The sequence below is a fragment of the Streptomyces xylophagus genome (assembly GCF_000716435.1).
GTDB lineage: Bacteria > Actinomycetota > Actinomycetes > Streptomycetales > Streptomycetaceae > Streptomyces > Streptomyces xylophagus.
The window spans coordinates 183,893-209,360 of record NZ_JNWO01000003.1 but is presented as its reverse complement, the minus strand read 5'-3'; the positions used below and the strand labels follow the sequence as shown (position 1 = coordinate 209,360).

Genomic DNA, 25,468 nt, shown 5'->3' with positions numbered 1-25,468 from the left:
GCCGGCCGGGACTGCACCAACCCCTGTCGGCGAGTGCCCGGCCGCCAGGCAGACCCGGTCGATCCATGCCGACGTCAAAGGCCCTTCAGCACACGATCAAGTGCGGACCGGCCTATGGGCCCCCAATTCGGCTTCCCGCCGGGCAGGCCGCGGTCCCCGTTCCGGCCCATCAACATCAGGAACAGGCTCTTCATCGCGGCCAGCCCGCGCGCCCGTCGCACCGCCGCCTCGTCCACCTGCGCGTAGCAGTCGAAGAACCGTGAGGCGCCGCCCGCGGGAAGCAGCAGCCAGGCGGCCGCGAGATCCCACGCCGGGTCGCCGGCGAAGAGTGCGCCGAAATCGACGACACCTGCCAATGTCCCGTCCGCGACGACGACGTTCGCGGGATGCAGGTCGCCGTGCACCCACACCGGTGGGCCCTCCCACCCCGGGGCCACCACCGCTTCTCCCCAGACTTCACGGATCTCGGCGGCGAGGTCGGTAGGGGCGGCCTGGAAGAAGTGCTCGAAGCCGTCCGTGCAGTGCTTGGGGTGAGCGCCGAAGTCCGAAGAGGTCGGTGCGTCGGCAGGCGCCTCCACGTGCAGCGCTCTGAGGAAGCCCGCCAGCGTCTCGGCCGCGTGGTCGACATGAGTGATCGAGCCGTGGTCCAGAGGTGTGCCCTCGACCCATGTCATGACGGTCCAGATCTTGGGAAAGCGCCCGGACGGCGCACCGTCCCGTAGGGGGACAGGAATCGGCAGCGGCAGGCGCGAGGCCAGCGTCGGCAGCCACCGGCGCTCCTTGAGCTGCAGATCGGGGCTCTTGTCCATCCGCTGCATCCGGACGGCCAACTCGTTCCCGAGGCGCCACATCTGGTTGCCCCAGCCGCCCGCCACTTCGTGAAGGGGCAGCTCGGCCAGGTCCGGATGCTGCTCCCGAAGCAGGTCGCGGACCAGATCCTCGCTGATCTCCCTCTCGGATTCGATCACGCCGAGTCACAGTACTTGAGGCACGAGGAGGCCACCTTGTTCTTTGGGGATCCAGCTCGTGGTGGAGCAGTTGGTGGGGTCCCCCTTGGCCGACACTCGACACGATGGCCAGGGGGCTGGACGGTCTCTGGAAATCGCCGAAGGTCATGAGAACAGGCCGTGGGAGCTCCAGGTCGCACAGCCCGATCGGCGCCAACTGTCGTGGCCCGGCGCCTCCGCGAGGAGCGGAACCTGAGGTGTGCGGGAGAGGAGCCGCTGACCGTTTGCTCCAGTGCTGCGGATCCGCGGCGTGCCTGCCTGGGACTGCGCGGCAGCGCAGCGTTCCAGTAACTCCCCTGTCTGGATTGGGGGTTGCGGCGCGACGTGCGCGGGAGTCGTGAAGAGTTCTCGCATGGTTCCGGGGATTCGGTCGCGGGAACGGAAAGATCCGGGGGGCTCACTCGGCGCTCGCGAACAGGTCGGGCGCCGCTCCATGCGATGGGAGACCGATCAACGATGTTCACTCCGGTGCGGAGAAGAGTACGGACGGCCGCGCTCGCGCTCTCGGCGATTGCGGCCCTCGCCTTGGGCGCGACCGCCACGAGCGGCGCGGCAGCGGCCCCCGCCGCCGCGAAACAGGGACCGACCTCGGTGGCGTACGTCGAGGTGAACAGCAACAGCATGCTGAACGTCGGCAAGTACACCCTCTCCAACGGCGGCGCCAACGTCTTCGACATCGCCGTGATCTTCGCGGCGAACATCAACTACGACGCGGGCACGAAGGCGGGGACCCTGTATTTCAACCCGAACGTGCAGCGCGTCCTCGACAACGCCGCCACGCAGATACGGCCGTTGCAGCAGAAGGGCATCAAGGTTGTCCTCTCGGTGCTCGGCAACCACCAGGGCTCGGGCTTCGCCAACTTCCCGTCCCAGCAGGCGGCTTCGACGTTCGCGAAACAGCTGTCGGACACCGTGGCCAAGTACGGCCTCGACGGCATCGACTTCGACGACGAGTACGCCGACTACGGAAACAACGGCACCGGCCAGCCCAACGCCAGCTCGTTCGTGTACCTGGTGTCGGCACTGCGCGCCAACATGCCGGGCAAGATCATCAGCCTCTACAACATCGGACCGGCCGCGTCGCGCCTGTCCTACGGCGGCGTCGACATCACGTCCAAGTTCGACTACGCCTGGAACCCGTACTACGGCTCCTGGCAGGTTCCCGGCATCGCACTGCCCAAGTCGAAGCTGTCGCCGGCGGCCGTCGAGATCGGCGGGACCTCGCAGAGCACGGCCGCCAGCCTTGCCCGCCGCACGGTCAGCGAGGGGTACGGCGTCTATCTGACGTACAACCTCGACGGCGCCGATCGCAGCGCCGATGTCTCCGCGTTCACCAGGGAGCTGTACGGCAGTGACGCCCATTACACGCCGTAGACCGACCACACTCCCCGGCGTCCGGTGCCCCCTCGGGGCTGGCTGCATCCCGTAGGGCCGCGCCTCGGGCAGGCCACGCCTTCGACAACGTTGTCGGAGGCGTGGTCGCCATAGGTGCCGTGATCTGCGCTGTACCAAAGTGCCAGCTATCTCTCTGATTCCGTGCTTCCGGCCGCTGGAGCCAGTTGGCATCAGCGCAGGTCACGAACGTCGCCCGATGTCAACCAGCCAGCTTCGTCACACCGCGAAGGGGGGACCCCGGGTGCGGGGGAGCGGCACGCGAAGCGGACGACGCCCGCTCCGTCCGCCGACGCATCCCCTCCTCACCCCGGCGCGTGAAGCGTTCCGGCGGCGCATGACGCACGTGGCATACGCCACCCTGCCGTCGTACGACCGCGCAGCTGTACGGCAGACCGACCCCCGCGCCTCCCCACCGTCCCCCGGCAACTGCGCGCCACAGGCATCCTGATTGCGCTGCGTTCCCGCCCGTGCGCGCCGGCATCTCCCGCCCGGGCGCATCCCGCTACCCGTGTCACGGCTCGGCCCGGCTCACGGCCCGCCCCGTACAAAGTCGGACGATCGCTCGCCATACTGGACGAGCCAGGGGAGGGCGGGACGAACACTGACGGGGGCGATCGCGGGAGATGGGGGACAGCAGGCTGATCCAGGGCCGCTACCGGTTGCTCGAGCTGATCGGGCGCGGCGGCATGGGCGAGGTGTGGCGCGCGCGGGACGAGTCGCTGGGGAGGCATGTCGCCGTGAAGTGCCTCAAGCCGCTGGGCCCGCACCACGACCAGTCGTTCACCCGCGTCCTGCGCGAGCGGTTCCGGCGCGAGGCCCGGGTCGCCGCCGCGCTCCAGCACCGCGGGGTGACCGTCGTCCACGACTTCGGCGAGTCCGACGGCGTCCTCTACCTCGTGATGGAGCTCCTCGACGGCCGCAACCTCTGCCAGCTCCTGGAGGACAACCAACAGCGTCCGCTCCCCGTCGGTGACGTCGTCGACATCGCCGAGCAGGTCGCCTCCGCCCTCGCCTACTGCCACCAACAGGGCATCGTGCACCGGGACTTGAAGCCCGCGAACATCATGCGGCTGACCGACGGCACGGTGAAGATCTGCGACTTCGGCATCGCCCGACTCGGCGCCGACATCGGCTTCACCTCCCGGCTGACCGGCACCGGCATCGCGATGGGCACCCCGCACTACATGTCGCCGGAACAGATCAGCGGCACTGAGGTCGACCAGCGCAGCGACCTCTACTCCTTCGGCTGTGTGCTGTACGAACTCGCCACCGGGGCACCGCCGTTCGACCTCGGCGACGCCTGGGCCATACTCATCGGCCACCGCGACACCCCGCCCCGGCCGCCTCGCACCCAGCGCCCCGAACTGCCCGAGTACCTGGAGAAGGCCATCCTCGACCTGCTGGCCAAGCTCCCCGAACAACGCCCGCACGACGCCCGGGAGTTGGGTCGCCGCATCACCATGGGCCGTACGACACCCCTGTACGTCCCGACAGTTGTGACCCCGCAGCCTCAACTCCGGCCGCCGGAGCCGGTGTCCCGCGAGCCGCGCCTGCCGTCCTGGACCCGCGGCATGACCACCGGGCACAAGGCGACCGGCGCCGGACTGCGCACCACACCGCCGGACGCCGGAGCCGGACTCACCGGCGAATGGATCGCCCGCCCGGCCACCGGCCACCCCGACGCACCGGCACCGGAGACGCCGGCCTCACCGCCCCCGGAGGTCCTCGACGCCCTGGCCGCACGCCACAACGCGGGCCTGAGCCTGGGCCGGCTCGGCCGCTGGGCGGAGGCCGGCGAGGTGCACCGCGCGGTCGCCGCCGAACGCGAGCGCCTGCTGGGCCCGGACCACCCCGACACCCTCGCCAGCCGCTACGAACTCGGCTTCACCCTCAGCCGCACCGGCCGCGCCGCCGACGCCCTGCGCGAGTACACGCACGTCGCCCGGGTCAGGGAAGGGGCGTTGGGCGCCGACCACGCCGACACGCTCGCCGCCCGGCAGGAAATGGCGTACGTCCTGGGGCAGTTGGGCCGCCACTTTGACGCACACCAGGTGTACACGTCCGTACTCGCCGCCCGGGAACGCACGATGGGCCCCGACCACCCGGACACCCTGCGCTGCCGCCACAACCTCGCGTTCAACCTCAGCAGGCTCGGCCGCCTGGAGGACTCGTACCGCATGGCCTGCGAGGTCGCCGCCGCCCGCGCCCGCGTGCTGGGCCCCGGCCACCCCGACACCCTGGTCACCCGCTACGAAGTGGCGTACGCGCTGGGCCAGTTGGGCCGCTGGCCCGAGGCCCTGCAGACCTACGGCGAGGTCGCCGAGGCCCGCGCCCAGGCGCTCGGTCCCGATCACGCCGACACACTCGCCGCCCGCTACGAGATCGGCATCAGCCTCGGCCGGCTCGGCCGCAGCGCCGACGCCCTCAAGCTCTACCGCGACCTGATCGACGACCGCACCCGCGTCCACGGCCCCGCCCACCCCGAGACCCTCCGCGCCCGGCACGGCCTCGGCGTCAACCTCGGCCGCCTCGGCCGCTGGGAGGAGGCCCTCGCCGAGTCCCGCGACGTATGCGCCATCCGCGAGCGCGTCCTCGGCGCCGACCACACCGACACCCTGGTCAGCCGCCGCGAGGTCGCCGTAGGCCTCGGCTGGCTGGGCCGCTGGGCCGACGCCCTCACCGAGTACCGCCGGGTGGCCGCCGCCCGCGAACGCGTCCTCGGCCCGGACCACCCCGACACCCTCGCCAGCCGCAACGACGAGGCCCACTGCCTCGAACAACTCGGCCGCAACGCCGAGGCCGTCGAGCTGTACCGCCGGGTGGCGGTGCTACGACAGGGGCGGACGCCCGGGAGCCACTGACGGCCGGGGGCCGCCCCGCCACCCGTGGGGCCGTGGGCGGCGAGGACAGCGCGTCCGTGCCTGTCTGCGCATGCGGTCGGCCGTACCCGCGTCTGCGACCGCAGTCCTGGACGCGGGCGTCGCGGGACTCACTGGTGGCTGGGGTTGCCCTCGTCGCCCGTGGGGCCGTGGGTGCCGACGACAGCGCGCCCGTGCCTGTCAGCGGACGCGGACGGCCGCGCGTGCCGTCGGCCGTACCCGCCTCTGTGACCGCGGCGCTGGAGGCGGGCGTCCGGGACTCACTGGTGGTCGGGGCCGCCTTCGCCACCCGTGGGGCTGTGGGCGGCGAGGACAGCGCGCCTGTGCCTGTCCGCGGATGCGGACGGCCGCGCCTGCGGTCGGCCGTACCCGGCTCTGTGACCGCGGCGCTGGAGGGGGCGGCCGGGACTCACTGGTGGCCGGGGCCGCCCCCGCCACCCGTGGGGACGTGGGCCGCCGACGACAGCGGGCCTGTGCCTGTCTGCGGACGCGGACGGCCGCGCGTGCCGTCGGCCATACCCGCCTCTGTGACCGCGGCGCTGGAGGCGGCGGCGGGGACTCACTGGTGGCCGGGGCCGCCCTCGCCGCCCGTGGGCGCAGACGACAGCGCGCCCACGTCTCTCCGCGGCTGCGGCCGGCCCGGCCTGCCGTCGGCCATCCGCATCCGCCCCCAGCCCCGGAGGACCCCCGCCCACCCCTGGCCGACCTAGATCACCTCGTGTTACGAAGAACCATGCCTGCACACGAGGGACCCGGACACCGGACCTACGACGCCGTCATCGTCGGCGGTGGCCACAACGGCCTGGTCGCCGCCGCCTACCTGGCCCGGGCCGGGCGCTCCGTGCTCGTGCTGGAGCGCCTCGGCACCACCGGCGGCGCCGCCGTGTCGACCCGCCCGTTCGCCGGGGTCGACGCACGCCTCTCCCGGTACTCGTACCTGGTCAGCCTGCTGCCCAAGAAGATCGTGCGGGACCTCGGCCTCGACTTCCGCATCCGTGGACGCACCATCTCGTCGTACACCCCCGTCGAACGCGACGGACGCCCCACCGGCCTCCTCGTCGGCGGCGGCGAGCGCCGCACCCGCGACGCCTTCGCCCGGCTGACCGGCGGCGACCGCGAGTACGCGGCCTGGCAGCGGCTCTACGGCATGACCGGCCGCCTCGCGCAGCGGGTCTTCCCCACGCTCACCGAACCGCTGCCCACCCGCGACGAACTGCGCCGCCGCGTGGACGACGAAGACGCGTGGCGGATGCTCTTCGAGGAGCCGATCGGCGTCGCTATCGAGGAGAACTTCACCGACGACCTGGTCCGGGGTGTCGTCCTCACCGACGCTCTCATCGGCACCTTCGCCGACGCGCACGACGTCTCGCTCGCGCAGAACCGTTGCTTCCTTTACCACGTCATCGGCGGCGGCACCGGCGCCTGGGACGTCCCGGTCGGTGGCATGGGCGCCCTCACCGACGCCCTCGCCACGACCGCGCGCGAGGCCGGCGCCGTACTCGCCACCGGGCACGAGGCCCTCCGTATCGACACGGACGGACGCGCCGCCGAGATCACCTACCGCACGGCCGACGGCGAAGGCGTCGTGGCCGCCCGGCACGTCCTCGTCGGCGCCTCCCCGCAACAACTGGCCGCCCTCACCGGCGACGAGCCGCCCGCCCCCGCAGAGGGCGCCCAGCTCAAGGTGAACATGCTGCTCAAACGGCTGCCCAGGCTCCGCGACACCTCGGTCGACCCGCGCGAGGCGTTCGCCGGCACCTTCCACATCGCCGAGGGCTACGACCAACTCGCCACCGCACACGCCCAGGCCACGGCCGGTTCGCTGCCCGCCGCACCGCCCTCCGAGATCTACTGCCACTCCCTCACCGACCCGAGCATCCTCGGCCGGGACCTCGTCGAGGACGGCTACCAGACCCTCACCCTCTTCGGCCTGCACACCCCGGCGCGGCTCTTCGAACGGGACAACGACGCCGTACGCGACGAGCTGTTGAAGGCGACCCTCGCCCAGCTCGACGCCCACCTCGCCGAACCGCTCGCGGACTGCCTGGCCACCGACGCGGACGGACGCCCCTGCATCGAGGCGAAGACCCCGCTCGACCTGGAGCGCGACCTCCGGCTCCCCGGCGGCAACATCTTCCACCGCGAGCTGAGCTGGCCCTACGCCCAGGACGGCACCGGCCGCTGGGGCGTCGAGACCCGGCACGCGAACGTGTTGCTGTGCGGCGCGGGCGCCGTGCGTGGCGGGGGAGTGAGCGGTGTACCGGGGCACAACGCGGCGATGGCGGTATTGGAGGGCGACGCCGGCTGACCGCCCTGGTGCCCTGCCGGGAAAGTGGTGCTTTTCTGGGAGTGGACGAGAGGAGCGACCGCCATGGACAGCGTGCACACAGTGCCAGGGCACCCGGAATCCGTCTCGGTGGAGATCAGCGGGTGCAGCAAGGAGGACGCCCGGATCGTGTTCGACACGCTGTGCGCGTGCTACGGATCCGACCGGCACGCGGACGACGTACCCCGGGACCACCACGACACCCGCCCCACGGTCTGGCTCGGCACCTTCGACGTCGCCGACGCCCACGAGGGCGCCTCCGGCGGCCCGGCCCGGCTCGGGGCGTCCGTCGAGGCGGATCTGCAGGGCGGGTACTGGGCCATCGAACAGTTCCGTACGACCCTGGACTCCCTGTTCATCGTGCACGACCTCGCGGTCACCTCGGGCGACCAGGAGCGGGAACTGCACGTCCGGCTGGAAAACCGCTGACAGGAAGGTGATCGTGCCCTCGGTCCGGGACTTCTACGACGGCCTCGCCGCCGACTACCACCTGATCTTCCCGGACTGGGACGCGAGCATGGCCCGCCAGGCCGAGGCGCTCGACGGGCTCGTCCGGGCGCGGCTCGGGGCCGGGCCCCATCGGGTGCTGGACTGTTCCTGCGGGATCGGCACCCAGGCGATCGGGCTCGCCGCGGTCGGACACGGAGTGATCGGCAGCGACCTGAGCCCGGCCGCGGTCACGCGGGCCGCCGCAGAGGCCGCTGCCCGGGGTATCGGCCTTCCGGTGACCGTGGCGGACATGCGGACACTGCCGTTCCGGGCGTCCGCCTTCGACGTCGTGGTCTGTGCCGACAACTCGTTGCCGCATCTGCTGACACCCGACGACGTACGTGCGGCGCTGGTCGGCATGCGACGGGTCCTGCGCGACGACGGGCTCCTTGTGCTGAGCGTCCGGGACTACGACGAGATCCGCGCCGGCCGTCCCGCGTCCGCGGCTCCGCAGGTGTCGACGACCGGCCAAGGCCGCGTGGTCACCTTCCAGTTGTGGCACTGGCACGAGGACGGCGAGCGCTACGACCTCGAGCACTTCCAGCTCCTGCCGGACGGGGACGGCTGGGAGGTACGGGTCCGCCGTACCACCTACTGGGCCCAGACGCGGCGCCAGTTGACCGATGCCGTCCGCGAAGCGGGCTTCGCGGACGTCAGTTGGCACGGACCGGAGAGCAGCGGCTTCTACCAGCCCGTGCTCACCGCCCGGCGGGCCCTGCTCTGAGGAAAATCTGACGGAGCATCAGAAAAGGCCTTCCGTCGTCCGGAGGACTGCGGCATTCTGCGCCCATGCAGACGGAGTTGAGCAAGAAACTGGGAATCGAGCACGCCATCTTCGGCTTCACGCCGTTCCCCGCCGTCGCCGCGGCCATCAGCCGGGCCGGCGGTTTCGGAGTGCTCGGCGCGGTCCGCTACACCGCCCCCGACGACCTCAAGCACGACCTCGACTGGCTGGAGGCGCACGTCGACGGGCTGCCGTACGGCCTCGACGTCGTCATGCCGGCGAAGAAGGTGGAGGGCGTCACCGAGGCCGAGGTCGAGGCGATGATCCCGGAAGGGCATCGGCAGTTCGTCGTCGAGACCCTGGCCAAGTACGGCGTGCCCGAACTCGCCGAGGGCGAGGTGTCCGGCTGGCGCATCACCGGGTGGATGGAACAGGTCGCCCGCAACCAGCTCGACGTCGCCTTCGACTATCCGATCAAGCTGCTCGCCAACGCGCTGGGTTCCCCGCCCGCCGACGTCGTGGCCCGCGCCCATGACCAGGACGTCCTCGTCGCCGCGCTCGCGGGCAGCGCCCGGCACGCGCGCAAGCACGCGGAGGGCGGGATCGACATCGTCGTGGCGCAGGGCTACGAGGCCGGCGGCCACACCGGTGAGATCGCCTCCATGGTGCTCACACCCGAGGTCGTCGACGCCGTCGACCCGCTGCCGGTACTCGCCGCGGGCGGCATCGGCAGCGGACAGCAGGTGGCCGCCGCGCTCAGTCTTGGTGCTCAAGGTGTGTGGCTGGGCTCTGTATGGCTGACCACCACAGAAGCAGACATGCACTCGGCCGCCCTGACCCGCAAACTGCTCGCCGCCGGGTCCGGCGACACCGTCCGCTCCCGCGCCCTGACCGGCAAACCGGCCCGCCAACTGCGCACCGAGTGGACCGACGCCTGGGACGACGCGAGCGGACCGGGCACCCTCCCGATGCCGCTGCAGGGACTGCTGGTCGCCGAGGCCGTCTCGCGCATCCAGAAGTACGAGGTCGAACCACTGCTCGGCACCCCCGTCGGCCAGATCGTCGGCCGGATGAACAGCGAACGCAGTGTCCAGGCCGTCTTCGACGACCTCACCCGCGGCTTCGAGCACGCCGTCGACCGCATCAACCGCATCGCCGGAAGGAGCGGCCAGTGAGCGCGCAGGGGGAGACCACACAGGGCGGGACCACACGTGGGGCGGCCACACAGGGTGTGAGCACACCGCCCGCCGGCTTCTGGGCCCAGGCCGCTCAGGACCCCGATCGTGAGGTCCTCGTCGCTCCCGACGGCGCGGTGTGGACCGCGGGACGCCTGCACGCCGCCGCCAACCAACTCGTCCACGGTCTGCGCGCGGCCGGACTCGAACGCGGCGACGCCTTCGCGGTCGTCCTGCCCAACGGCGTCGAGTTCTTCACGGCCCATCTCGCCGCCACCCAGGCCGGGTTCTACCTCGTCCCCGTCAACCACCACTTCGTCGCACCCGAGATCGCCTGGATCGTCGCGGACTCCGGGGCCAAGGTGCTCATCGCGCACGAGCGGTTCGCCGAGCCCGCCCGCCAGGCCGCCGACGAGGCCGGCCTTCCCGCCACCCACCGGTACGCGGTGGGCACGGTCGAGGGCTTCCGGCCGTACGCCGAACTCCTCGACGGACAACCGGAGTCGGCGCCCACGGACCGCACGCTCGGCTGGGTCATGAACTACACCTCCGGCACCACCGGACGCCCCCGCGGCATCCGCCGCCCCTTGCCCGGCAGGCCGCCCGAGTCGGCGTACCTCGGCGGATTCCTCGGCATCTTCGGCATCAAGCCCTTCGACGAGAACGTGCACCTGGTCTGCTCGCCGCTCTACCACACGGCCGTCCTCCAGTTCGCGGGCGCGAGCCTGCACATAGGGCACCGCCTGGTCCTGATGGACAAGTGGAGCCCGGAGGAGATGCTCCGCCTCATCGACCGCGAGAAGTGCACCCACACCCATATGGTCCCGACCCAGTTCCACCGCCTCCTCGCCCTCCCCGAGGACATACGGGCGCGCTACGACGTCTCGTCCATGCGGCACGCCATCCACGGCGCCGCCCCGTGTCCCGACCATGTGAAGCGGGCGATGATCGACTGGTGGGGCCACTGTGTGGAGGAGTACTACGCGGCGAGCGAGGGCGGTGGTGCCTTCGCGACCGCCGAGGACTGGCTGAAGAAGCCCGGTACGGTCGGCAAGGCCTGGCCCATCAGCGAACTCGCGGTCTTCGACGACGACGGCAAGCGGCTCCCGCCGGGTGAACTCGGCACGGTCTACATGAAGATGAGCACCGGCGGTTTCGCCTATCACAAGGACGAGGCCAAGACGAAGAAGAACCGCATCGGCGACTTCTTCACCGTCGGCGACCTCGGCCTCCTCGACGAGGACGGTTACCTCTTCCTCCGCGACCGCAAGATCGACATGATCATCTCGGGCGGCGTCAACATCTACCCGGCCGAGATCGAGTCCGCGCTCCTCGCCCATCCCGCCGTCGCCGACGCCGCTGCCTTCGGCATCCCGCACGACGACTGGGGCGAGGAGGTCAAGGCCGTCGTCGAACCGGCCTCCGGCCACGAGCCCGGCCCGGCCCTCGCCACCGCCCTCCTCGACCACTGCGCCGAGGAACTCGCCGGCTACAAGCGGCCCAAGAGCATCGACTTCATCGCCGAAATGCCCCGCGACCCCAACGGCAAGCTGTACAAGCGGCGGCTGCGGGACCCGTACTGGGAGGGGCGTACGCGGCCCATGTGAGTGCCGTAGGAACTCGGAGCGGGAAGGGTGTGGTCCCACCCCATGTGGGCCGGGACCACCTCGACCAGTCGGCTTGACCTGCCCGGGCGTCGGCCCGAGGATCATGTGTCATGACCCCCGGACACGGCAGCACGGTTGACGGGGTACTGCGACGCAGTGCCCGGCGAACTCCCGCACGCGTCGCGGTGGACTACGGCGAGCGCTCCTGGACCTACGAGGAACTCGACGAGGCCGTCTCCCGCGCGGCGACCGTGCTCCTCGACCAGGGCCTCGCACCGGGCGACCGGGTCGGCTCCTACGGCCACAACTCGGACGCCTACCTGATCGGCTTTCTCGCCTGCGCCCGCGCGGGCCTGGTGCATGTGCCGGTCAACCAGAACCTCACCGGCGACGACCTCGCCTACATCGTCGGCCAGTCCGGCAGCGCGCTGGTGCTCACCGACCCCGGGCTCGCGGGTCAACTCCCGGTCGGCGTAAGGACGTTGCCGTTGCGGGACGCGGAGGGTTCGCTGCTGGAGCAACTGACGTCGGCGTCGCCGTACGACGGGCCCGAGCCGCGCACCGAGGACCTGGTGCAGTTGCTCTACACCTCGGGCACGACCGCGCTGCCCAAGGGCGCGATGATGACCCACCGGGCCTTGGTGCACGAGTACTTGAGCGCGATCACGGCCCTGGACCTGAGTGCGGGGGACCTGCCGGTGCACTCGCTGCCGCTGTACCACTCGGCGCAGATGCACGTGTTCCTGCTGCCGTACCTGGCGGTCGGCGCCACCAACACCATCCTCGACGCACCCGACGGGGACCGGCTCTTCGACCTGATCGAGGCCGGGCGCGTGGACAGCCTGTTCGCCCCGCCCACGGTGTGGATCGGCCTGGCGAACCGGCCCGACTTCGCGACCCGCGACCTGAGCGGGCTGCGCAAGGCGTACTACGGCGCGTCGATCATGCCGGTGCCCGTCCTGGAGCGCCTGCGCGAACGGCTCCCGAAACTGGCCTTCTACAACTGCTTCGGGCAGAGCGAGATCGGCCCGTTGGCCACGGTCCTGGGCCCCGACGAGCACAAGGGTCGACTGGACTCCTGCGGCCGCCCGGTCCTCTTCGTGGACGCCCGCGTGGTCGACGAGGACGGCAAGGACGTACCCGACGGCACCTCGGGCGAAATCGTCTACCGCTCACCGCAGTTGTGCGAGGGCTACTGGGACAAGCCCGAGGAGACGACCGCCGCCTTCCGTGACGGCTGGTTCCACTCCGGCGACCTGGCGGTACGGGACGCGCACGGCTTCTTCACCGTCGTCGACCGAGTGAAGGACGTCATCAACTCCGGCGGCGTACTGGTCGCTTCACGCCAGGTCGAGGACGCGCTCTACACCCACGAGGGCGTCGCGGAGGTCGCCGTCATCGGCCTCCGCGACGACCGCTGGATCGAGGCCGTCACCGCGGTCGTCGTCCCGCGCGGCGAGGTCACCGAGGCCCAACTCATCGACCACGCACGCGAGAAGCTCCCGCACTTCAAGGCACCGAAACGCGTCCTGTTCGTGGACGAGCTGCCGCGGAACGCCAGCGGGAAGATCCTGAAGCGGGAGTTGCGGGAGCGGTTCGCCGACTGAGTGCCCCTCATTCGGGAGCCGGGGCAGGGGCCGGGCGAGCCTCCGCGCCGGCGATGGTGTCCCGCAACACCTCACGGGCCGCGGCGAGTTCGGCGGAGCGGCGGTCCAGGGCGCTCAACTGGGCGCGCAGGGCGTCGAGTACACCCGGGCACGGCTGCACGGCGGCTTCGTCCGTGGTGCAGGGCAGCACCTGGCGGATGACCCGGGTGGGCAGCCCCGCCGCGAGCAGCGCGCGGATGCGGAGTACGGCGGCGGTGTCCGAATCGGCGTACTCCCTGTAGCCGTTGGGCAGCCGCCCGGGTCGTAGCAGCCCCGCCCGTTCGTAGTGGCGCAGCAGCCGCTCGCTGGTTCCCGTCCGCTCGGCCAGCTCTCCGATCAGCACCGGCTCGCGCTCCTCTCCCACTTGACCTTCCCACGGTGTCAGGGCTCAACACTGGCCTCCGCAGCCCGCATTCCGCCGGGTGGTCGGCACGTTCAGGGAGGCGCACATGATTCTCGACGCCCACAGCCATGTCCACGATCCGCTCGACGCGCACCTGTTGGCGCTCGACGACGCGGGTGTGGACCGTACGGTGCTGTTCCCCACGCGCGCGCACCCGGAACGGGCGAGCGACCTGGATTCCCTCCGCCGCGAAATGGGTGTGCTGGAGCGGGCGTTGGGCGGTGGTTCCGGCGACGACGGATTCGCCCTGGCGATGCGGGAGTTGGACGAGGCTCTTGCCGCGCACCCCGACCGTTTCATCGGCTTCGGCTCCGTCCCCCTCGGCCGTCCTGACGCCGAGACCGCGGCGCGGGTGGAGCGAGAGGTGACCGGTCGCGGGTTGTACGGCATCGGGGAACTCACCCCGCCCCCGGACCGGGCGGCCCTGGTCGAGCCGGTACTTCGGGCGGCGAACGACCATGCCGGACTCCCGGTGGTCGTCCATGGCTTCGCGCCCACCACTGCGGGGGACCTGCGCACACTCGCCCAACTGGCCGCCCGCTACCCGAAGGTGCCGCTGGTGATCAGCCAACTGGCCGGAGCCCACTGGATGGAGGCGATCGAGCTGACCCGCGCGATCCCCAACCTCCACCTCGAACTGTCCACGGCGAACATCGTCTTCGCCGTCCGCCTCGCGATACACGAACTCCCCACCCGCACCCTCTTCGGCTCGGACGCTCCCTACGGAGACCCCGTCGTGGCGCGCACGACGATTGAACGGGTCACGTCTGCGGGCGAGGTCCGTGACCGGGTGCTGGGCGGGAATCTGGCGGAACTGTTGGGCCTGGGGTGACTCCGGGGTATCCGGGCGGTGCCTTGGGCTGGGGGAGTCGCCTCAGGACGTCCGGAGGTCCACGATGCGCCGGATCTTGCCCACGCTGCGCTCCAGTGACTCCGGTTCCACGATCTCGACAGAGACGGAGACGCCGATGCCGTCCTTCACGGCCGTGGTGATGGCGCGGGCCGCCGCTTCCCGCGTCTCGGGGCCGGCGTCGGGGCGTGCCTCGGCCCGTACCGTGAGCGCGTCGAGGCGGCCCTCGCGGGTGAGGCGGAGCTGGAAGTGGGGTGCGACTCCAGGGGTGCGCAGGACGATCTCCTCGATCTGGGTGAGGAAGAGGTTCACCCCGCGCAGGATCACCATGTCGTCACTGCGGCCGGTGACCTTCTCCATGCGCCGGAAAGCAGGTCGGGCGGTGCCGGGAAGGAGGCGGGTCAGGTCCCGGGTGCGGTAACGGATCACCGGCATGGCCTCCTTGGTGAGCGAGGTGAACACCAACTCGCCCTTCTCGCCCTCCGGCAGCACCTCGCCCGTGATCGGGTCGACGACCTCCGGGAAGAAGTGGTCCTCCCAGATGTGCAACCCGTCCTTCGTCTCCACGCACTCCTGCGCGACCCCCGGACCGATCACCTCCGACAGCCCGTAGATGTCGACCGCGTCGATCGCGAACCGCTCCTCGATCTCCTGCCGCATCTGCTCGGTCCACGGCTCCGCCCCGAAGATGCCGACACGGAGGGAGGTGCCGCGCGGATCGACCCCTTGCCGTTCGAACTCGTCGAGGAGCGTCAGCATGTAGGACGGGGTCACCATGATGATCCCGGGCCGCAGGTCCTGGATCAGCTGCACCTGGCGGGCCGTCATACCGCCGGACGCGGGGATGACCGTACAGCCCAGTCGTTCGGCGGTATAGTGGGCGCCCAGGCCACCGGTGAACAGCCCATAGCCGTACGCCACATGCACCTTGTCGCCGGGCCGTCCGCCCGCGGCGCGGATCGAACGGGCCACCATGTCCGCCCACATGGAAAGGTCGTTCTCTGTGTAGCCGACCACTGTGGGGCGTCCGGTGGTGCCGCTCGACGCGTGGATGCGGCGGATGCGGTCCTCGGGGACGGCGAACATCCCGTACGGGTAGTTCTCGCGCAGGTCCACCTTCGTGGTGAACGGGAAACGGGCGAGGTCGGACAGTGCGCGGCAGTCGTCCGGGTGCACCCCGGCCGCGTCGAAGGACTGCCGGTAGAAGGGCACGTTCGCGTAGGCGTGGTGGAGCGAGGCCCGCAACCGCTCCAGTTGCAACGCCTGGAGTGCCTCCTGGTCGAGCAGTTCTCCCGAGTCGAGCAGCTCCGCCGCGTCAGCCATCGCCGCACTCCCTCGCCAATCGCACTATTTCGGGCGACCGATCATTCGGTCGCCGTGTGTGGGGTCAGTAATCCAGTCCACCGACCGCCTGGGCAAGAGGTCTGCCCGCACTTTCTCGGCGCGTCGCCCGGGAGCGTCCCGGGAGAACCCCAGGAACTGCCTTGCGGCTGGAGGCGGTTGGCGGTGAGGATCAGCCCCATGCCGACCTTCACCGCCGCCGACGGCACCCAACTCGCCTACCACGTACGGGGTGAGGGCGAGCCGCTCGTCGTCCTGCCCGGAGGGCCCATGCGGGCCTCCGCGTATCTCGGTGACCTGGGTGGGCTGGACGCGCATCGTCGGCTGGTCCTGCTCGATCTGCGGGGGACCGGTGACTCCGCGATGCCGGCGGACCCGGCGACGTATCGCTGCGACCGGTTGGTCGATGACGTGGAGGTGTTGCGCGCCCACATGGGGTTGGACCACATAGATGTGCTCGCGCACTCGGCGGGCGGCAGCCTCGCGATGCTGTACGCCGCCCGGTATCCCGAGCGGGTGGCACGACTGGCCCTCGTCACCGCCACCCCGTGGGCACTGGACATGCCGGCCACGGCCGAGGACCGGCTCGCCGCCGCACGGCTACGGAAGGGCGAGCCGTGGTTCGCGGGCGCGTACCCGGCGTTCGAGGCATGGCTCGCGGGCGCAGAAGACTTCGACCCGGTCTTCGAGCCCTTCTTCTACGGCCGATGGGATGCCGTCGCCGAGGAGCACTCCGCACTCGCCGACGAGCAGTGCAACGACGAGGCCGCCGAACTGTACTTCGCCGAGGGTGCTTTCAACCCACCCGCCACCCGTGCCGCCCTCGCCGCCCTCCCCGCACCCGTCCTGGTGCTCGCCGGTGAACTCGACGGCGGCCCCCGTCCCGACCTCGCCCGCCGCGCCGCCGACCTGTTCCAGAACGCGGAGTTGGCGGTCCAGCCTGGTGCCGGTCACTACCCGTGGCTCGACGACCCGGAGTGGTTCGTGCGCCGCGTCACCACGTTCCTGGACGGGAGCGGAGCGGGCGCCTCTGCCCTCGGCAGAGCAGGCGACTGACCCGACGGCACACCGGTTACGTTCCCGGCATGGACACCGAACCCGTACCGTCAAGGCGAGCGGCATCACCCTCGACTGCATCGTCGCGTACCTGCTCGCCCAGGAGGCACCCGGCGCCGTACGGCGGCTGGTGTTGCAGGATGTGCCGTCGCCGATCCCCTTCGATCCGCCACGGCCGCCCACCGAACGGCCCGCGGGGGACCCGCCGTTCGACTGGGCCATGATCGAGGCGACCGACGCACGGGCGAACGACCCCAACCCCATGTGGTGGGACCACATGGGGAGGATCACCATGCCCACGCTGGTGATCGCGGGTGGCCACACCAGCGGGGTTCGTCAGGACCAGGTCACTTCGCGAACGCCGTCATGAAGCGGTCCCGGAACTTGTCCATGCTCAGCACCGGTGCGTTGTCGGCGGGCTTGATGCCGTCCGTCCAGCCCCAGTTGGCGATCCGGTCCAGCACCTTCGGGTCGTGGGCGACGATCGTGATCGGCACGTCCTTGTCGCTGGTGCCCCCGGTGACCGTCGGGACGGGCTGGTGGTCGCCGAGGAAGACGAGGACGGTGTTCTTGTTGCCGTAGCGCTGCATCCACTGGGTCAGGCTGTCCACGGAGTACTGGATGGCCTTGCGGTACTCGGTCCGCACGCGCTTCGCGCTCTTCCAGACCTCCGTCGGGTTCGTGCCCTCTTTCTTGATCTTGTTGAAGATCGTGCCGTCCCCGAGGTCGTTCCAGGGGATCGTGTGGGCGATGGGGGACCAGGGGTTGTGGCTGGAGGCCAGGATGATCTCCGCCATGATCGGGTCGCGGTTCTTCTTGCCGTACTCCAGATCCTCGAAGGACTGCAGGCTGAACTGGTCCGGCACCGGCGTCCAGCTGAAGTACGGACCGTTGTAGCCGAGGTGCGTGGAGTCGTAGATGTTGTCGAGGCCGAAGTACTTGCCCTCGGGCCAGGACTTGCGCACGCCGGGGACGATGCCGACCGTGCGCCAGGCGCCGGTCTTCTGGAAGTAGCTGGTGAGGGTCGCGCGGGTGCTGGTGGTCACGGTCCGGTACCGCTGCTGGTTCTTGATCCACAGGCCGGACAGGAACGTCGAGTGGGCGAGCCAGCTGCCGGCGCCCGTCACGGGCGACCTGAGCCAGGCGCTGCGCGAGGCGAATCCGGCCGACTTCAGCCTCGCGTCGCCCGCCGTGAGCGTCGCGTCCATCTCCGGCGCCATCGTCGGATCGTCGATCGCCACCCGGCCGTAGCTCTCGATGAACGTGAACAGGACGTCCTTGCCGCGCAGTCCGGTCAGGAGTTGGTTGGACGGGGTTTTGGCGAAGGCGTCGACGGTGAGCTGCTTCTTGAAGACGTCGGCGTCCCCCAAGCCGTCGCGGACGTACTGCACCCGGTTGGCGAGGAACGTGCTGTATCCCTTGGTGGCGAGCGTGACGCCGCCGACCTGCACGCTCAGGGTGAAGCACGTGATCCACACAACTCCGAGGACGAGTGTGGTGCGTACGGCCATGGGGCGGTGCCTGGCCAGCACGTTCGACAGTCGCACCATCGCGAGCGCGCTCAACACGAGCACGGCGATCAGCAGGACGATCACGCCGATGATCGCGAGCACCTCGCCCGAACGCCCGAACGAGTCCTTCATCCAGTCCGCCGCGTCGCTCAACAGAACCCAGTCGAAGACCAGGTCGAACGGCCGGGCCAGGGTCTGGTAGAAGCCCATGTCCATGCACTTCAGGACGGCGGACAGCCCGACGAACGCACCCAGGACGACGGCGGCGATCCGCCGCGCCCGCGACGGCAGCACGAGCAGCACGACCGCGAGGATGATCAGCTCCACAGGGAAGCGGAGGAACGACTGGAACGTCATCCGGTCGAGACGGTCCGGCACGATGAGCGCGACGAACAGCAGCACACCGGCCAGGACACTCGTGCCCACACCCACGGCACGTGCCGCGCCGGGGTAACGGCGACGCCAGCCGAACCAGCCCGCGCGGAGCGGGAGTTGCGACGGCTGCTCGGTCGAGTCAGCGGTTTCCGGCGACTCTGGGGCTTCGGCTGAGTCAGGGGGTTCGAGTGAGGCGGGCTCGGTCGCCGCCGGGCCGGTTTCCTCGGCATCCTTCTGGTCCGGCAATGGGCGAGAGCGCGTGAAGAGCGACACCCGAACTTCCTTCCGTGCGAAACCCGGTGATGGCATGGCCGACCTGGTCCGGGTCGCCAGGTCCGCCATCACCAGTACGGCCGCACGCTACCGTCAGTTCACTCCGGAGTCCGCACCGGCTCACTGATCCGCGGCGACAGCCACCTCCCGCGCCCACCGGTAGTCCGCCTTGCCACTCGGTGACCGCTGGATGGACTCCGCGATCACCAGCTGGCGCGGGATCTTGTACCCGGCGAGGTGGGTGCGGCAGTGCGTCTGGATGTCGTCCAGCGACGGTCGTAGCGCACCCGCCCGCAGTTGTACGACGGCGGCCACATGGTTGCCCCACTTCGTGTCAGGCACCCCGGCCACCAGCGCGTCGTAGACATCCGGATGCGACTTGAGCGCCTGCTCGACCTCCTCCGGATACACCTTCTCGCCACCGGTGTTGATGCACTGCGAACCGCGGCCGAGGACCGTGACGACACCCTCCTCGTCCACGGTCGCCATGTCGCCGAGCAGGACCCACCGTTCGTCGTCCTTCTGGAAGAAGGTCTCGGCGGTTTTCCTCGGGTCGTTGTAGTAGCCGAGCGGTACGTGTCCGCACTGGGCGACCCGGCCGATCTCACCGACGGCGACCGGCTCGTGCGTGGCCGGATCGACCACCTGGGTACGGGAGTTGACCCGGATGCGGAAGGACTGCCCGGCCCCGGAGTCGGCCGTCGCCGTGCCGTTGAAGCCGGACTCGGACGAGCCGTAGTTGTTCAGCAGCATCGTGTTCGGGAGCAGGGCCTGGAACTGTCGGCGCACCGTCTCCGACATGATCGCGCCCGACGACGACACACTGAACACCGACGAGCAATCGGTGCCCTTCATCGGCCCGTTGAGGGCGTCGATCAGCGGCCGCAGCATCGCGTCACCGACCAGGGAGATGCTGGTGACCTTCTCCTTCTCGATGGTCCGCAGCACCTCATCCGGCACGAACTTGCGGTGGATCACGACGCGTTGACCGAAGTTGAAGCCGATGAACGCGGTGAGCGTGGAGGTGCCGTGCATCAGCGGGGGAGTGGGGAAGAACGTGATCCCCGCTCCGCCGGCCGCGACCCGCTCGGCCAACTCCTCCGGTTTCTTCACCGGTTCACCGGTCGGCGCGCCGCCGCCGAGCCCCGAGAAGAACAGGTCCTCCTGGCGCCACATCACGCCCTTGGGCATCCCGGTCGTGCCGCCGGTGTAGATGATGAACTGGTCGTCGCCCGACCGGGCCGGGAACCCGCGCTCGGTGGACCCGGTGGCCTCGGCGTCCGAGAAGGCCACGGCGGGCACATCCGGCGCGCCCGCCTGCGGTGTCCCCACCCTTACCAGGTGCCGCAGTTGCTCCGCCCGGGGCAGCGCGGCCGCCACCCGCTCGGTGAACTCCGTGTCGAAGACCAGCGCCACGAGATCGGCGTCCCGGTAGAGGTACACCAACTCCTCTTCGACGTACCGGTAGTTGACGTTGACCGGCACGACCCGTGCCTTCAGGCAGCCCAGCACCGTCTGCAAGTACTCGACGCCGTTGTAGAGATGAAGCCCGAGGTGCTCACCGGGGCGTATCCCGACGTCGATCAGATGATGCGCGACGCGGTTCGCGGCCGCGTCCAACTCCGCGTAGGTCAGGCGGCGTTCCGCGCCCGTGCCCGGGTGGTCGATGTACACGAGCGCCTCGCGGTCGGGGACCACGTCGACGACCGACTCGAACAGGTCGGCAATGTTGTACTCCACCACTCCTCCTGACGTCGGTTCGCCGGTCATCAGAGCAAAGGGCGCGGCAACTGTGAAGGGTCCGCGCAGAAGAAATCTGACTGAGTGTCAGAAACCTCTTGTACTGGCAGGGCGCCTCCTGCAACCTGTTCTCGTTCCGGAGGCGGTACGGCGACGGGAGAACGGCAATGGGCGGTACGGAACACCTGACCGTGCGGCGTGAAGGCGCCACGCTGGTGCTCACGCTCAACAGGCCCGAGGTCAAGAACGCGCTCTCGTTGCCGATGCTGGTCGGTCTGTACGACGGCTGGGTCGAGGCCGACGCGGATGACGCGATCCGCTCGGTCGTGCTGACCGGTGCGGGGGGTGCGTTCTGCGCTGGTATGGACCTCAAGGCGCTGGCCGGGAAGGGCATGGAGGGGCAGCAGTATCGCGAGCGGCTTACCGCCGATCCTGACCTGCACTGGAAGGCGATGCTGCGGCACCATCGGCCGCGTAAGCCGGTGATCGCCGCCGTTGAGGGCTACTGCGTAGCCGGCGGTACGGAGATTCTTCAGGGGACCGATATCCGAGTCGCCGGGGAGTCCGCCACCTTCGGCCTGTTCGAGGTCAAGCGCGGGCTTTTCCCGATCGGGGGCTCAACTGTCCGCCTGCAGCGGCAGATTCCGCGCACGCATGCCTTGGAGATGTTGCTCACCGGACGTCCGTACAGCGCGCGGGAGGCGGCGGACATCGGGCTGGTCGGGCATGTCGTCCCCGACGGCACGGCCCTCAGCAAGGCCCTGGAGATCGCCGAACTCGTCAACGCGTGTGGGCCGTTGGCGGTCGAGGCGGTCAAGGCGTCGGTGTACGAGACCGCAGAGCAGACCGAGACAGAGGGCCTCGCGGCCGAACTCAAGCGCGGGTGGCCGATCTTCGATACCGCCGATGCGAAGGAGGGGGCACGTGCCTTTGCGGAGAAGCGGGCGCCTGTTTATAAGCGGGCGTAGTGCTTCGTTTGTCGGCCGGTTTGTGTCTGCGGGTTCGTTGTGGCTGGTCGCGCAGTTCCCCGCGCCCCTAGGTGGGGGTGCTTGGCCCCAGTTGTTCAGTTAGGAGATGCCGTGGCCGAAGTACTCAAAGCGCCCCTGGTACTTGAATTCCCGTTCACCCGATCCCTCGGGCCCGTTCAGAGCGCCTTCCTCACCGGGCTGCGTGAACGCGTCGTTCTCGGGGTGAAGACCGGTGACGGGCGCACCCTCGTGCCGCCCGTTGAGTACGACCCCGTTACCGCTGAAGAGATCCGCGATCTCGTCGAGGTCGGCGCCACCGGCACGGTCACCACCTGGGCCTGGAACCACGAACCCCGTCGCGGGCAGCCCCTTGGTACGCCCTTCGCCTGGGTACTGGTTCGGCTCGACGGTGCTGATACCGCCCTCCTGCATGCGCTCGACGCGCCTGGCCCCGAAGCCGTGCACACCGGGATGCGGGTCCGTGTCCGCTGGGCCGAGGAGCGTGTCGGGGCGATCACGGACATCGCCTGTTTCGAGCCGTACGAGGGTGATGAGACGCGCCAACTCGGCGACCACACCGGCGAGTTCGAGAGCATGGTCACCGGCATCGTGGCTCCCGCGCGGCTCGACTATGTCTACTCGCCCGGCCGTGCCCAGACCGACTACATCCACGCGCTCTCCGAACAGCGCACCGTCGGCGAGCGCTGCCCCTCCTGCCGCAAGGTGTACGTCCCGCCGAGGGGTGCGTGCCCCACATGTGGTGTCGCCACAGCGGAACACGTCGAAGTGGGTCCGCGCGGCACCGTCACCACGTTCTGCATCGTCAACATCAAGGCGAAGAACCTCGACATCGAGGTCCCGTACGTCTACGCGCACATCGCCCTCGACGGCGCCGACCTCGCGCTGCACGGACGGATCGGCGGCATCCCGTACGACCAGGTGCGCATGGGGCTGCGCGTCGAGGCGGTGTGGAGCGAGGGCGGTCGCTATCCGGACCACTACCGGCCGACCGGCGAGCCCGACGCGGACTACGACGTCTACAAGGAGCTGCTGTGATGCATGGAGCTGCCGCGATGCGTGAGATCGCCGTCGTCGCCTTCGCGCAGACCGACCACCGGCGCACCACCGACGAGCTCTCCGAGGTGGAGATGCTGATGCCGGTACTGCACGGCGTCCTCGAACAGACCGGACTGAAGACCGCCGACATCGACTTCACCTGCTCCGGCTCCAGCGACTACCTCGCCGGCCGCGCCTTCTCCTTCACCCTCGCCCTCGACGGCGTCGGCGCCTGGCCGCCGATCTCCGAGTCCCATGTCGAGATGGACGGCGCCTGGGCGCTCTACGAGGCCTGGACCAAGCTGCTCACCGGCGACGCGGACACCGCGCTCGTCTACTCGTACGGCAAGTCGTCCCCCGGCTCCGTGCGCGATGTCCTGACTCGGCAACTGGACCCGTACTACGTGGCGCCCCTGTGGCCGGACTCCGTCGCCCTCGCCGCCCTCCAGGCCCAGGCCCTCATCGACGCTGGCGACACCGACGAACCCGCGCTCGCCGAGGTGGCGTCCCGCAGCCGGACCGACGCGAGCGCCAACTCCCATGCCCAGGTGCGGGGTTCGGTGCCGCAAGGGGACTATGTCGTACGGCCGCTGCGCACCGGTGACTGCCCACCGATCGGCGACGGAGCCGCCGCCGTCATCCTTGCGGCCGGAGAACGGGCCCGCGAACTGTGCGAACGGCCCGCCTGGATCAGGGGCATCGACCACCGCATCGAGGCGCACGGCCTGGGCGTACGGGAGTTGACCGACTCGCCGTCCACGCGGCTCGCCGCCGAGAAGGCCGGTGCCTTCGAACGGCCCGTCGACACCGCCGAGTTGCACGCGCCGTTCACCGCGCAGGAGGTCGTACTGCGCAAGGCACTGCGGCTCGGCGACGAGGTGCGCGTCAACCCGTCCGGAGGAGCCCTCGCCGCGAACCCGGTCATGGCCGCCGGGCTGATCCGCATCGGTGAGGCCGCCGCGCGCATCCATCGGGGCGAGTCCGACCGGGCTCTCGCCCATGCCACCTCCGGTCCCTGTCTGCAACAGAACCTGGTCGCCGTACTCGAAGGGGATCCGCGATGAGCAAGGAGCCCGTGGCCGTCGTAGGGATCGGCCAGACCAAGCATGTCGCCGCGCGCCGGGACGTGTCGATCGCAGGGCTGGTGCGGGAGGCGGCTCAACGTGCCCTGGACGACGCCGAGTTGACGTGGGCGGACATCGACGCCGTTGTCATCGGTAAGGCGCCCGACTTCTTCGAGGGCGTCATGATGCCCGAGCTGTATCTCGCCGATGCGCTGGGCGCCGTAGGGAAGCCCATGCTGCGGGTGCACACCGCCGGTTCGGTGGGCGGGTCGACCGCGCTCGTCGCCGCCAACCTCGTCGCGGCCCGCGTGCACGGCACGGTCCTCACCCTCGCCTTCGAGAAGCAGTCCGAGTCGAACGCCATGTGGGGACTGTCCCTGCCGATCCCCTTCCAGCAGCCCCTCCTCGCGGGCGCGGGCGGCTTCTTCGCCCCCCATGTGCGGGCCTACATGCGGCGCACCGGGGCGCCCGACACGGTCGGTTCCCTGGTCGCGTACAAGGACCGGCGCAACGCGCTGAAGAACCCGTACGCCCATCTCCACGAGCACGACATCACGCTGGAGAAGGTCCAGGCCTCGCCGATGCTGTGGGACCCGATCCGCTACTCGGAGACCTGCCCCTCCTCGGACGGGGCCTGCGCGATGGTCCTCACCGACCGGGCGGGAGCGGCGCGGGCACCACGTCCGGCGGCCTGGATGCATGGGGGCGCCATGCGGAGCGAACCCACACTGTTCGCGGGAAAGGACTGTGTGTCGCCGCAGGCCGGCAAGGACTGCGCGGCCGATGTGTACCGGCAGGCGGGGATCGCCGATCCGCGCCGGGACATCGACGCCGTGGAGATGTATGTGCCGTTCTCGTGGTACGAGCCCATGTGGCTGGAGAACCTCGGGTTCGCCGAGGAGGGGGAGGGCTGGAAGCTCACCGAATCGGGGGTGACCGAGCTGGACGGCGACCTTCCCGTGAACATGTCAGGAGGGGTTCTGTCGACCAATCCGATCGGCGCCTCGGGCATGATCCGCTTTGCGGAGGCCGCGCTTCAGGTGCGCGGCCAGGCCGGAGAACACCAGGTGGAAGGCGCTCGACGGGTTCTCGGGCACGCCTACGGCGGCGGATCGCAGTTCTTCTCGATGTGGCTCGTGGGCAGCGAACCACCCGCCTGCTGAAAGGTCCCCCTCACGTGGCCTGTCGGCATCAGAAACCGATCGCTAGGCTGACCGCGGACGACGAATCGGGAGGAGCACGGACGTGGCCGAGAGCACCATCCAGCAACACCCGCTTGCGGGCTGGGACAAGCCGGAGCTGGACCTCAGTGACGCCGATTGGCACTCGAGCAGCCGTGGCCTGGGGGATGTCCAGATCGCCTTTGTCGAGGGATTCATCGCGATGCGCAACAGCGGCCGCCCACAGAGCCCTTCCTTGATCTTCACGCCCGCGGAATGGGGCGCGTTCGTGTCGGGGGCGCGGGAGGGGGAGTTCGATCTGACGTAAGAGGTTCTCCGCCTCTTCGGGGTGTTCCGCCGGTTTTTCCGGACACGCGACCTTGAGAACCCTTCTGGAGCCGACGCCTGAGCCAGGCTGGCCCC

Annotated in this window: 20 protein-coding genes; 15 read left to right on the top strand and 5 right to left on the bottom strand. The window is 70.0% G+C overall.

What is annotated here, in order from left to right; genetic code table 11:
* Positions 1–74: 74 nt before the first annotated feature.
* Positions 75–968, bottom strand: coding sequence for a phosphotransferase (locus OO70_RS07910; RefSeq protein WP_043666094.1), 894 nt, complete (start codon positions 966–968; stop codon positions 75–77).
* Positions 969–1,463: 495 nt separating this feature from the next.
* Here OO70_RS07910 and OO70_RS07905 point away from each other — a divergent pair, with 495 nt between their 5' ends.
* From OO70_RS07905 to OO70_RS07870, 8 genes are all read left to right on the top strand, one after another.
* A complete protein-coding gene (locus OO70_RS07905; RefSeq protein ID WP_043666091.1) occupies positions 1,464–2,381 on the top strand; it encodes an endo-beta-N-acetylglucosaminidase H in 918 nt (305 codons plus the stop codon).
* Between the two features lie 644 nt (positions 2,382–3,025).
* Positions 3,026–5,263 (top strand): serine/threonine-protein kinase, encoded by a 2,238-nt coding sequence (locus tag OO70_RS07900; protein WP_043666088.1) that lies wholly within the window; start codon positions 3,026–3,028, stop codon positions 5,261–5,263.
* Between the two features lie 751 nt (positions 5,264–6,014).
* Positions 6,015–7,589, top strand: a complete 1,575-nt coding sequence (locus OO70_RS07895; RefSeq protein WP_043666085.1) for a phytoene desaturase family protein — start codon at positions 6,015–6,017, stop codon at positions 7,587–7,589.
* A gap of 63 nt (positions 7,590–7,652) precedes the next feature.
* A complete protein-coding gene (locus OO70_RS07890; RefSeq protein WP_043666082.1) occupies positions 7,653–8,036 on the top strand; it encodes a hypothetical protein in 384 nt (127 codons plus the stop codon).
* Between the two features lie 10 nt (positions 8,037–8,046).
* Positions 8,047–8,820 carry a class I SAM-dependent methyltransferase gene (locus OO70_RS07885; protein WP_407702755.1) on the top strand — a complete coding sequence of 258 codons (774 nt, stop codon included), beginning with the start codon at positions 8,047–8,049 and terminating at the stop codon, positions 8,818–8,820.
* A gap of 65 nt (positions 8,821–8,885) precedes the next feature.
* Positions 8,886–9,995 (top strand): NAD(P)H-dependent flavin oxidoreductase, encoded by a 1,110-nt coding sequence (locus OO70_RS07880; RefSeq protein ID WP_043666076.1) that lies wholly within the window; start codon positions 8,886–8,888, stop codon positions 9,993–9,995.
* A gap of 56 nt (positions 9,996–10,051) precedes the next feature.
* The gene (locus OO70_RS07875; RefSeq protein WP_043666801.1) at positions 10,052–11,602 is read left to right on the top strand and encodes an acyl-CoA synthetase; all 1,551 of its coding nucleotides are present in this window, start codon (positions 10,052–10,054) and stop codon (positions 11,600–11,602) included.
* 110 nt (positions 11,603–11,712) lie between these two features.
* Positions 11,713–13,209: an acyl-CoA synthetase gene (locus tag OO70_RS07870; RefSeq protein WP_043666073.1), complete on the top strand. Its 1,497-nt coding sequence runs from the start codon at positions 11,713–11,715 to the stop codon at positions 13,207–13,209.
* A 7-nt stretch (positions 13,210–13,216) separates the two neighbouring features.
* Here the strand turns inward: OO70_RS07870 and OO70_RS07865 are convergent, their stop codons facing one another.
* Positions 13,217–13,612 (bottom strand): MerR family transcriptional regulator, encoded by a 396-nt coding sequence (locus OO70_RS07865; RefSeq protein WP_078651296.1) that lies wholly within the window; start codon positions 13,610–13,612, stop codon positions 13,217–13,219.
* A gap of 85 nt (positions 13,613–13,697) precedes the next feature.
* Between OO70_RS07865 and OO70_RS07860 the strand changes: the two genes are divergently transcribed.
* The gene (locus OO70_RS07860) at positions 13,698–14,483 is read left to right on the top strand and encodes an amidohydrolase family protein (protein WP_043666069.1); all 786 of its coding nucleotides are present in this window, start codon (positions 13,698–13,700) and stop codon (positions 14,481–14,483) included.
* Between the two features lie 42 nt (positions 14,484–14,525).
* Here OO70_RS07860 and paaK read toward each other — a convergent pair whose 3' ends face one another.
* On the bottom strand, positions 14,526–15,824 hold the full coding sequence (paaK, locus tag OO70_RS07855) for a phenylacetate--CoA ligase PaaK (RefSeq protein ID WP_043666066.1): 1,299 nt from the start codon (positions 15,822–15,824) through the stop codon (positions 14,526–14,528).
* Positions 15,825–16,022: 198 nt separating this feature from the next.
* Between paaK and OO70_RS07850 the strand changes: the two genes are divergently transcribed.
* Positions 16,023–16,898 carry an alpha/beta fold hydrolase gene (locus tag OO70_RS07850; protein ID WP_043666064.1) on the top strand — a complete coding sequence of 292 codons (876 nt, stop codon included), beginning with the start codon at positions 16,023–16,025 and terminating at the stop codon, positions 16,896–16,898.
* Between the two features lie 347 nt (positions 16,899–17,245).
* Here OO70_RS07850 and OO70_RS07840 read toward each other — a convergent pair whose 3' ends face one another.
* Positions 17,246–19,057 carry an LTA synthase family protein gene (locus OO70_RS07840; RefSeq protein ID WP_043666061.1) on the bottom strand — a complete coding sequence of 604 codons (1,812 nt, stop codon included), beginning with the start codon at positions 19,055–19,057 and terminating at the stop codon, positions 17,246–17,248.
* Between the two features lie 120 nt (positions 19,058–19,177).
* Positions 19,178–20,797 (bottom strand): acyl-CoA synthetase, encoded by a 1,620-nt coding sequence (locus tag OO70_RS07835; protein ID WP_043666058.1) that lies wholly within the window; start codon positions 20,795–20,797, stop codon positions 19,178–19,180.
* 167 nt (positions 20,798–20,964) lie between these two features.
* On the opposite strand from OO70_RS07835, the gene OO70_RS07830 reads away from it, so the two are divergent.
* From OO70_RS07830 to OO70_RS07810, 5 genes are all read left to right on the top strand, one after another.
* The gene (locus tag OO70_RS07830) at positions 20,965–21,765 is read left to right on the top strand and encodes a crotonase/enoyl-CoA hydratase family protein (protein WP_043666055.1); all 801 of its coding nucleotides are present in this window, start codon (positions 20,965–20,967) and stop codon (positions 21,763–21,765) included.
* 111 nt (positions 21,766–21,876) lie between these two features.
* On the top strand, positions 21,877–22,821 hold the full coding sequence (locus tag OO70_RS07825; RefSeq protein WP_043666052.1) for a Zn-ribbon domain-containing OB-fold protein: 945 nt from the start codon (positions 21,877–21,879) through the stop codon (positions 22,819–22,821).
* Positions 22,821–23,885: a thiolase domain-containing protein gene (locus OO70_RS07820; RefSeq protein WP_043666051.1), complete on the top strand. Its 1,065-nt coding sequence runs from the start codon at positions 22,821–22,823 to the stop codon at positions 23,883–23,885. The genes OO70_RS07825 and OO70_RS07820 overlap by 1 nt, the downstream gene beginning before the upstream one ends.
* Positions 23,882–25,048 carry a thiolase domain-containing protein gene (locus OO70_RS07815; protein WP_043666048.1) on the top strand — a complete coding sequence of 389 codons (1,167 nt, stop codon included), beginning with the start codon at positions 23,882–23,884 and terminating at the stop codon, positions 25,046–25,048. Before OO70_RS07820 ends, OO70_RS07815 begins: the two co-directional genes overlap by 4 nt.
* 82 nt (positions 25,049–25,130) lie before the next feature.
* Positions 25,131–25,373, top strand: coding sequence for a DUF397 domain-containing protein (locus tag OO70_RS07810; RefSeq protein ID WP_043666045.1), 243 nt, complete (start codon positions 25,131–25,133; stop codon positions 25,371–25,373).
* The last annotated feature ends 95 nt before the right edge of the window (positions 25,374–25,468 follow it).

Coding starts and splice junctions, on each gene's coding strand:
- OO70_RS07820 (WP_043666051.1), top strand. CDS start 22,821: ATGCATGGAGCTGCCGCGATGCGTGAGATCGCCGTCGTCGCCTTCGCG.
- OO70_RS07850 (WP_043666064.1), top strand. CDS start 16,023: ATGCCGACCTTCACCGCCGCCGACGGCACCCAACTCGCCTACCACGTA.
- paaK (WP_043666066.1), bottom strand. CDS start 15,824: ATGGCTGACGCGGCGGAGCTGCTCGACTCGGGAGAACTGCTCGACCAG.
- OO70_RS07900 (WP_043666088.1), top strand. CDS start 3,026: ATGGGGGACAGCAGGCTGATCCAGGGCCGCTACCGGTTGCTCGAGCTG.
- OO70_RS07830 (WP_043666055.1), top strand. CDS start 20,965: ATGGGCGGTACGGAACACCTGACCGTGCGGCGTGAAGGCGCCACGCTG.
- OO70_RS07870 (WP_043666073.1), top strand. CDS start 11,713: ATGACCCCCGGACACGGCAGCACGGTTGACGGGGTACTGCGACGCAGT.
- OO70_RS07895 (WP_043666085.1), top strand. CDS start 6,015: ATGCCTGCACACGAGGGACCCGGACACCGGACCTACGACGCCGTCATC.
- OO70_RS07860 (WP_043666069.1), top strand. CDS start 13,698: ATGATTCTCGACGCCCACAGCCATGTCCACGATCCGCTCGACGCGCAC.
- OO70_RS07890 (WP_043666082.1), top strand. CDS start 7,653: ATGGACAGCGTGCACACAGTGCCAGGGCACCCGGAATCCGTCTCGGTG.
- OO70_RS07905 (WP_043666091.1), top strand. CDS start 1,464: ATGTTCACTCCGGTGCGGAGAAGAGTACGGACGGCCGCGCTCGCGCTC.
- OO70_RS07880 (WP_043666076.1), top strand. CDS start 8,886: ATGCAGACGGAGTTGAGCAAGAAACTGGGAATCGAGCACGCCATCTTC.
- OO70_RS07815 (WP_043666048.1), top strand. CDS start 23,882: ATGAGCAAGGAGCCCGTGGCCGTCGTAGGGATCGGCCAGACCAAGCAT.